This is a genomic window from Profundibacter sp. (assembly GCF_056498605.1).
Genome location: NZ_JBSMEZ010000081.1, coordinates 1 through 7,678 on the forward strand (window position 1 = coordinate 1; position 7,678 = coordinate 7,678).

General features: G+C 56.7%; 9 protein-coding genes and 1 pseudogene. 6 read left to right on the plus strand and 4 right to left on the minus strand.

Annotation, left to right across the window (positions count from 1 at the left end; genetic code table 11):
• The first annotated feature begins 47 nt into the window (after positions 1–47).
• Positions 48–541 (plus strand): annotated as a pseudogene (locus tag ACWB12_RS08255) (MBL fold metallo-hydrolase).
• Between the two features lie 2 nt (positions 542–543).
• Here the strand turns inward: ACWB12_RS08255 and ACWB12_RS08260 are convergent.
• Entirely contained in the window at positions 544–1,332 is a 789-nt protein-coding gene (locus ACWB12_RS08260) for an exodeoxyribonuclease III (RefSeq protein WP_479529597.1), read from the minus strand.
• A 110-nt stretch (positions 1,333–1,442) separates the two neighbouring features.
• Between ACWB12_RS08260 and ACWB12_RS08265 the strand changes: the two genes are divergently transcribed.
• The 3 genes from ACWB12_RS08265 to ACWB12_RS08275 are packed head-to-tail and all read left to right on the plus strand — an operon-like array spanning position 1,443 to position 3,730.
• The gene (locus ACWB12_RS08265; protein WP_479529598.1) at positions 1,443–1,943 is read left to right on the plus strand and encodes a hypothetical protein; all 501 of its coding nucleotides are present in this window, start codon (positions 1,443–1,445) and stop codon (positions 1,941–1,943) included.
• A gap of 9 nt (positions 1,944–1,952) precedes the next feature.
• Positions 1,953–3,197, plus strand: a complete 1,245-nt coding sequence (locus ACWB12_RS08270; protein WP_479529599.1) for an MFS transporter — start codon at positions 1,953–1,955, stop codon at positions 3,195–3,197.
• A gap of 17 nt (positions 3,198–3,214) precedes the next feature.
• The gene (locus ACWB12_RS08275; protein ID WP_479529600.1) at positions 3,215–3,730 is read left to right on the plus strand and encodes a hypothetical protein; all 516 of its coding nucleotides are present in this window, start codon (positions 3,215–3,217) and stop codon (positions 3,728–3,730) included.
• 155 nt (positions 3,731–3,885) lie between these two features.
• Here ACWB12_RS08275 and ACWB12_RS08280 read toward each other — a convergent pair whose 3' ends face one another.
• The gene (locus ACWB12_RS08280; protein ID WP_479529601.1) at positions 3,886–4,575 is read right to left on the minus strand and encodes a response regulator transcription factor; all 690 of its coding nucleotides are present in this window, start codon (positions 4,573–4,575) and stop codon (positions 3,886–3,888) included.
• Positions 4,576–4,763: 188 nt separating this feature from the next.
• On the opposite strand from ACWB12_RS08280, the gene ribA reads away from it, so the two are divergent.
• Both ribA and ACWB12_RS08290 read left to right on the plus strand, forming a co-directional pair.
• Positions 4,764–5,855 carry a GTP cyclohydrolase II gene (gene ribA, locus ACWB12_RS08285; protein WP_479529602.1) on the plus strand — a complete coding sequence of 364 codons (1,092 nt, stop codon included), beginning with the start codon at positions 4,764–4,766 and terminating at the stop codon, positions 5,853–5,855.
• Positions 5,852–6,355 (plus strand): L,D-transpeptidase family protein, encoded by a 504-nt coding sequence (locus ACWB12_RS08290; protein ID WP_479529603.1) that lies wholly within the window; start codon positions 5,852–5,854, stop codon positions 6,353–6,355. Before ribA ends, ACWB12_RS08290 begins: the two co-directional genes overlap by 4 nt.
• On the opposite strand, the gene ACWB12_RS08295 is transcribed toward ACWB12_RS08290, so the two are convergent.
• Positions 6,346–6,999: a YggS family pyridoxal phosphate-dependent enzyme gene (locus tag ACWB12_RS08295; protein WP_479529604.1), complete on the minus strand. Its 654-nt coding sequence runs from the start codon at positions 6,997–6,999 to the stop codon at positions 6,346–6,348. The genes ACWB12_RS08290 and ACWB12_RS08295 overlap by 10 nt on opposite strands.
• Positions 7,000–7,103: 104 nt before the next feature.
• Positions 7,104–7,678 (minus strand): porin (locus ACWB12_RS08300; protein WP_479529605.1); only part of this gene is annotated, 575 nt, incomplete at its 5' end.

A 7,678-nucleotide genomic window follows, 5' to 3' on the forward strand; every position in this document is an offset into this window, starting at 1 on the left:
AGTTCATCACCCCGCTGGGTCTTGCCAAATATCTGCAACGGTGGGGGGTGCCCGCAAGCAAGATTACCGAGCTTGACTGGTGGCAAAGTCATGATCATGGCAGCCTGAATATCACCGCCACCCCCAGCCAGCATTTTTCGGGGCGTCGTTTGTGTTGCGGCACAAGGGCACGCGCATTTTCTTTGGCAGTGATTCAGGCTATTTTGACGGCTTTGCAAAGATCGGTAAGGCGCATGGCCCCTTTGATCTGACCCTGCTTGAATGTGGCGCATATGACGATCTCTGGCCGCATATGCATATGACCCCGCCGCAGATGATGCAGGCATTTCATGATCTGGGCCACAATCCGGGCAGCGGCACTTTGATGCCGATCCATAACGGCACCTTTCGGCTGGCGTTCCACACCTGGAAAAACCCGCTCGAGAGGATCAAGGAGTTGGCAGACAGCCACGCCACCCCGCTGCTGACGCCGCATTTTGGCGAATGTGTCACCCTTGGAGCACCCGTGCAGCCCAATCCGTGGTGGGAAGGGCTGCGTTAGCCCTACAGATCAAACGTTGCAAAGATCGGCGCGTGATCGCTGGGTTTTTCCCATCCACGCACATGGCGCACCACACGGCTGGAATGGCCCGATGCGGCAATATCCGCCGTGGCCCAGACATGGTCCAGACGGCGACCCTTATCCGCCACATCCCAGTCGCGGGCGCGATAAGACCACCAGCTGTATAGCTTGCCTTCAGGAATATCGGCGCGGGTCACGTCGACCCAATTGCCCGCCTCTTGCGTTTCCTGCAAGGCGGCAACTTCGACAGGGGTGTGTGAAACCACCTTCAGCAGTTTCTTGTGATCCCAGACATCATCCTCGCGCGGGGCGATGTTCAAATCCCCGACCAAAATCGAGCGTTCCGGCATGTTGGCGCGGAAATCATCCCGCATGTCAGTCAGGTAATCCAGCTTTTGGCCGAACTTCTCGTTCACCTCGCGGTCGGCCACATCACCACCTGCGGGCACATAGTGGTTATGAATGGTCACGCCGTTTTCCAGACGCGCCGCAACATGCCGCGCATGGCCCAGATTGGCAAAATCATGCCGCCCCGCGTCCACCATCGGCAACCGCGACAGGATCAGCACCCCGTTATAGCCCTTTTGCCCGTTGGCAATCATGTGGGTGTAGCCAATCGCGGCAAACCCCTCGGTCGGCATCTTTTCCACTGGTGATTTGCATTCCTGCAAGCACAGAACGTCTGGTGCTTCTTCTTCCAGCAGTTTCAAAACCAATGGTTCGCGCAGGCGAACCGAGTTGATATTCCAGGTGGCAACGGTGAATGACATGTTCTGCTCGCTTATGATTAGGTTTGGCCAGATTAGGCAAAGCAGCCACAGACCTCAACCTGCCTCGCATTTCTTTTGCGCATTTGGCAAGCACCCGCTAGATTGGCCCAATGACGCGCATCTTGTTGGCTTTCATCATTTCCCTGCTGGCCCTGCCCGCACTGGCCCAGCAGGTGACAGGCAGCATCACATCAGGTGATGTGACGTGGTATTTAACCAGCCAGGATCAGCACAGCAAAAGCAAATGGAGCGGGGACACAACCACAGCCATCCTCACCCTGTTTGGTCACGCCAGCCCCGATACCATCAAAGAATTCCAAGGCGCGCTGACCATCCAGTTTTACCTGTTCGAGCCGACGGGGGCGCAGGTCGTAAGCGAGGTCGATATCGTTTATTACAAAAACGCAGCCAAGGGAGCCTATGTCACATTAGGCCACGGCGCAGGTTCGATTATTGCGCTGCAACAGGTCGCATTGAGCGATGACACCCTCACCGTCAAAGGTGATTTCAACGTCACCCTATTGTTCACCGATGATTTCGGCGTCACACTGGATAAAGCCGACACCACCCATATCACAGGCCACTTCGAGGCCGTTCTGACACATGAATAGGGCCGCCTGATGCTGCTAGCCGTTAACAAAAACTATCGCCTGCTGTTTACCGCTACGGCGGTGTCCAATCTGGGCGATGGCATTTCGGCGCTGGCATTCCCGTGGCTGGCAACCCTGATCACCCGCGATCCGGTGCTGATCGCGCTGGTTGCCGCCGCCACGCGGCTACCGTGGTTCCTGTTTGCCATCCCTGCAGGCGTGATCACGGATCGCGCCAATCGCCAACGCCTGATGGTGCAGGCCGATATCCTGCGCCTGTTGCTGACGTTCGGGGTGGTCGGGTTGATCCTGTCCGGCCCCGCCCTGCCGCTGCCTGAAAACGCGGATCAGGCGTTCACTCTGATCCTTGGCCTATGTGCCGCCGCCTTCCTGCTGGGATCAGCCGAGGTGATCCGCGACAACGCCGCCCAAACCGCCCTGCCCTCAATCGTGGCCAAGAACGATCTGGAAACCGCCAACGGCCAGATGTGGAGCATCGAGCAGATCATGGGTCAATTCGTCGGCCCGCCACTGGCTGGCCTGCTGATCGCCTACGCCGTGCCCCTGCCCTTTGCGGTGGACGCCGTAACCTTCGCCATCGCCGCGTGGTGCGTCTGGCTGATCGCCATGCCCGCCCGCGTGGCCCCGAAACTGCCCGACGGATTCTGGCCGCAAATGCGCGAAGGGATGGCGTGGATTTACGCCCACAAATTGATCCTGCGTCTTGCCCTGATGCTCGGCGTACTAAACATGCTGCATATGATTGCCTTCACGGTATTGGTCCTGTTCAGTCAGGAAATTCTGGGCCTTGGCGCGGCTGGCTACGGTTTTCTTTTAACCGCTGGGGCGGCTGGTGGTGTCCTTGGCGGACTAATCGCCCCACGTATCGTTGCACGATATGGCGCGGACAAAAGCGTTAAACTTGCATTGACCATATTTCCGCTGCAATACCTTGCAATCTTCCTGACCTCAAACCCCTACGTTGTCGCCACCGCCCTGTTCATTGGCATGCTGGCGGCAGTGCTGTGGAATGTGGTCACCGTTTCCCTGCGCCAACGCACCATCCCTGACGAGCTGCTGGGCCGCGTTAACAGCATCTACCGTTTCTTTGGCTGGGGCACGATGCCGGTTGGCGCAATGATCGGCGGGGTTCTGGTGGCGGTGTTTGAACCCGATCTAGGCCGTGCTGCAGCCATGCGCCTACCGTTTCTGGTCAGCGCCCTCGGCGGTATTGGGCTATTTATTTATGGGTTGGCACGGCTTAGGCTAGACTAAACAAAATAGGATCAGCCATGCACCACTTCCTCGGAATTATCCTTGCCCTCGTATTAACCGTAGCACCGGCAAATTCCCGCCAACTCACCCCATCAGAATACGACGCTTTAAATGCAGTGGTAGAAAAATTCATCACCGATATGGAAATGATGGAAATGGGTGGCATCACCAATGCCATACCCGCCAGAATAATAAACGACATTTCCGCATCAGTAGGAATGGGCCCTGAGCGAGTTCGCCACGTCATGGCTGTGCAAATGAAGGGTGCGATGAGCGATGTAACATCCATATCCATTGACATAGACCTGTCCGACCTGAACGTAACAGACGCACAAAACACCGACGGAACGGATTCCATTTATGCCGTTCTCCCCTACGCCATGTCGGCAACCATCAAAGGCAAAACTGCAAGCGCAAGCTCGATTCTTATTGTTATGCATGAGACTGGAAGGTGGTGGTTGGCCCGCGTCGCCCCGGGCGAGACAGAGCGGCTGATTAAACTTTATCCGTTTCTAAAAAACATTAAGTTTTAGATTTTGGCAAAAAAAGGCCCGGCACAAAGGCCGGGCCAGTCCAACAGGGAGGTGTATGTCATAACCCCGACATACAGGGGATCTCTCTTCATAATATGCGCAATTCACCCCAAAACCGGTTCCCACTTTTGGGATCGCGTTGGCATGATTCGCCGTTATGCCACCAATCTATAACCGCCAGATTCGGTCACAAGAAGGCGCGCATTTGACGGATCTGGTTCTATTTTTTGACGAAGACGGTAAATGTGTGTCTCTAATGTGTGCGTGGTCACCCCCGCATTATAGCCCCAAACCTCGTGCAGCAGCACGTCGCGGGCCACAACGCCCTCGGTGGCGCGGTATAGAAACTTCAGGATATTGGTCTCTTTTTCCGTCAGACGAATTTTGCGCTCGTCCTCGGTGATCAACATCTTCATCGCCGGTTTGAACGTATACGGCCCCAGCGTGAATACGGCATCCTCGGATTGCTCATGCTGGCGCAATTGTGCGCGAATACGGGCCAGCAGCACCGGAAATTTGAACGGCTTGGTCACATAATCATTGGCACCCGCATCCAGACCCAGAATGGTGTCGGCATCACTGTCATGCCCCGTCAGCATCAACACAGGGCATTTCACCCCCTGTTTGCGCATCAAACGGCACAATTCGCGCCCGTCGGTGTCCGGCAGGCCCACATCAAGGATCACCAGATCATACAGCGCCTCTTTGGCCTTTACCATCGCCCCGGCACCATCGGCAGCCTCGAACACATCAAAATCTTCGGTCATTACCAATTGCTCGGATAATGCCTCGCGCAGGTCGTCGTCATCATCGACCAGAAGGATTTTCTTAACGTTGTTGCTCATCTGTTGGCTCCTTTTGCGCGTTCGCTTGCACTACAATTGTTCCTGAACGGCCCAAACGGCAATAGCTGTGGGTCGTTTCTCACGCATCCGTGTCCATTCTCACGCATCCGTGTCAAAGAATCGCAAAATGTTTCACATTTCGGCAATAATCGCTACATGTCGGTAACTTACTGTAACAAGGACCGGTGATGAACCTACGCCCCAATATGACAGAACTGCTGGCCCGCGCCCGCGCCGATGTGCGCATGGGCGTGCCTGTGGTGTTTTATCAGGGTGGGAATGCCGCGCTGGTGTTGGCTGCCGAAACCCTGTCAGCGGCACGTCTGGCCCAAGTTCAGGCGCTAAACGGCCCCACCGTTCTGGCAATCACCGCACGGCGCAGCCAGACCCTGAAGGCCCGCGCCTATGATGGCGATGTGGCGCGGATCGTCATGCCGCCTGACGCAACATTGCAGTGGGTCCATGCCCTCGCCGATCCGGCGGACGATCTGAGCATGCCGATGAAAGGGCCGTTTCAGGTGCAACGCGAAGGCGCGGCAGACCTGCACCGCGCCGCCATTACGCTCGCTAAATCGGCTCGCCTATTGCCCGCCTCTTTAGTGTTGGACATTCAGGACGGGCCTGTATTTGCAGCCCAGAACAGCTTGACCGCCATTGATCTGAATGCCGCCCGCGACATCCTGACCACCAACAGCCCGCTTGCCCCCGTGGTCAGCGCCCGCCTGCCCCTATCGGTTTCTGACGCAGGGCGCCTGCATATTTTCCGCCCCGATGATGGTGGCGAGGAACATTATGCGGTTGAAATTGGCCAACCCGACCGCAGCCAACCGGTTTTAGCGCGGCTGCACTCGGCCTGCTTCACTGGCGACCTGCTCGGCTCGTTGAAATGCGACTGCGGCCCGCAACTGCGCGCCTCTTTGGCGCAGATGGGGGATAACGGCGCAGGCATTCTGCTCTACCTTAATCAAGAAGGGCGCGGCATTGGCTTGGCCAACAAGATGCGGGCATATTCCCTGCAAGATCAGGGGTTTGACACGGTCGAGGCCAATCACCGACTGGGGTTCGAGGATGACGAGCGGGATTTTCGTATCGGGGCCGACATCCTGAAACAGATGGGGTTTACGCAGGTCCGCCTGCTGACCAACAACCCGAAAAAGGTTGAAATGATGCAGGCCGAGGGCGTCAAAGTTACCGAACGCGTGCCGCTCAAGGTGGGCCATACCGCCCATAACGCGGACTACCTGAAAACCAAAGCCACCAAATCGGGCCACTTGTTATGACCCCCGACGATCTGGTTCTAACCAGACAGGGCATTCGTTTTATGGGTCGTTTGATCCCCTGCTCTATCGGGTGCGGCGGCGTCAGCAAGGATAAACACGAGGGCGACGGCGCGACGCCCGCGGGCACCCACCGGATCATGGGCCTCTATTATCGCCCCGACCGGATGCTGCCACCCACAGGCTGGGCCACGCCAATCCTGTCGGGTGATTTATGGTCGGATGACGTGGCGGACCCCGCCTATAACCATCTGGTGCGCACACCGCATCCGTTCAGCCATGAGAGCATGCGCCGTGCGGACCCGTTATACGATATGGTGCTGATCACCGACTGGAACTGGCCCGTTGCCACCCCGCACAAAGGCTCGGCCATCTTCCTGCACATCTGGCGCAAACCGCATCACCCGACCGAGGGGTGCATTGCCTTTTCACGGCAAAACCTGTTGTGGATTGTCCAGCGCATCACCATCGGCACCCGCCTGATCGTGCCTAATCAGCCATAATCCCGCGCCCCGAATATGGCCGACCCGACCCGCACATGGCTGGCCCCCATCGCCACGGCGACTTCGAAATCACTGCTCATTCCCATCGACAGGCCGGAAATACCGTTGCGCTCCGCAATCTTGCGCAGCAATGCAAAATGCAGGCTCGGTTCCTCATCGGCAGGCGGGATGCACATCAATCCAACAATGGGCAGGTCCAGATCACGGCACTCAGCAATGAACGCGTCCGCATCCGCAGGCATAACCCCCGCCTTCTGTTCCTCTTCGCCCGTATTCACCTGAATAAACAAATCGGGGCAATGGCCCATTTCCTGCGCCAGCCTCGCCAGAACCTTCGCCAGTTTGGGTCGGTCCAGCGAATGGATCGCCTCGAACAACCCCATCGCCTGACGTGCCTTGTTGGTTTGTAGCGGGCCCAGTAGATGAACCGCGACACCCTCATATTGCGCACGAAACGCAGGCCACTTGCCCGCCGCTTCTTGCACCTTGTTCTCGCCGAACAGCCGATGGCCCTCGCGCAATACCGCCTCGACCCGTTCATCCGGCTGCACCTTGGAAACTGCAATTAATTGGGTCGAACCGACCTCGCGCCCGACACGGCGCTCTTCGGCGTGAATGCGGTCTTGAATTTCGGATAAAGACATAGGCGTGGCTCCGGTTTGGGTTATGGCAACCAAACAGAACCCCGCACAAAAGAAAAGAGCGGACCCAAAGGCCCGCTCTCTTTTAGATAGGTTGTTCTTCTAAATTAGAAGGACAGACCAAGGCCAGCAGACCAAGTGTTGGTGCTTGCGCCACCGCCGACAGAACCGGAACCGTAGCCAAGCATGACAACTGCGCCACCGCCCAGATCATAGTTTACAGCAAGGCCATAACCGTCTGCATCAGCAGCTGGCAGAACACCGGTGAATTCACCGTAGTTAGCTGAAACAGTCAGAGCGCCGGATGTGTAACCAACACCGATACCGTAGTGATTGTCTAGTGGGCTTGTACCGCCATATGTTGAGTAGTTCAAAATTGCGCGGAAACCGCTGCCAAATTTAGCGTCAACTGAGAGGCCCGTAACATCCTGAGGACCTGCATCTTGATAAGCAAGACCTAGACCCAGATCAACACCACCCAGAGAGGCATTGTATTTTACACCAACACCCCAAATAGTTGTGTTGATGCCACCAAGGCCAGCAGCGTTGTCGTCAATCTCAGCAGACAAAGCTACGCCGAAATCACCGAAAGTGTTGTTATAACGCAGAACTTGACCAGAAGCTTGATTTACAAGACGATTACCACCGTCAAAACCGCTGTTGGAGTTAAAACCAGCGTGCG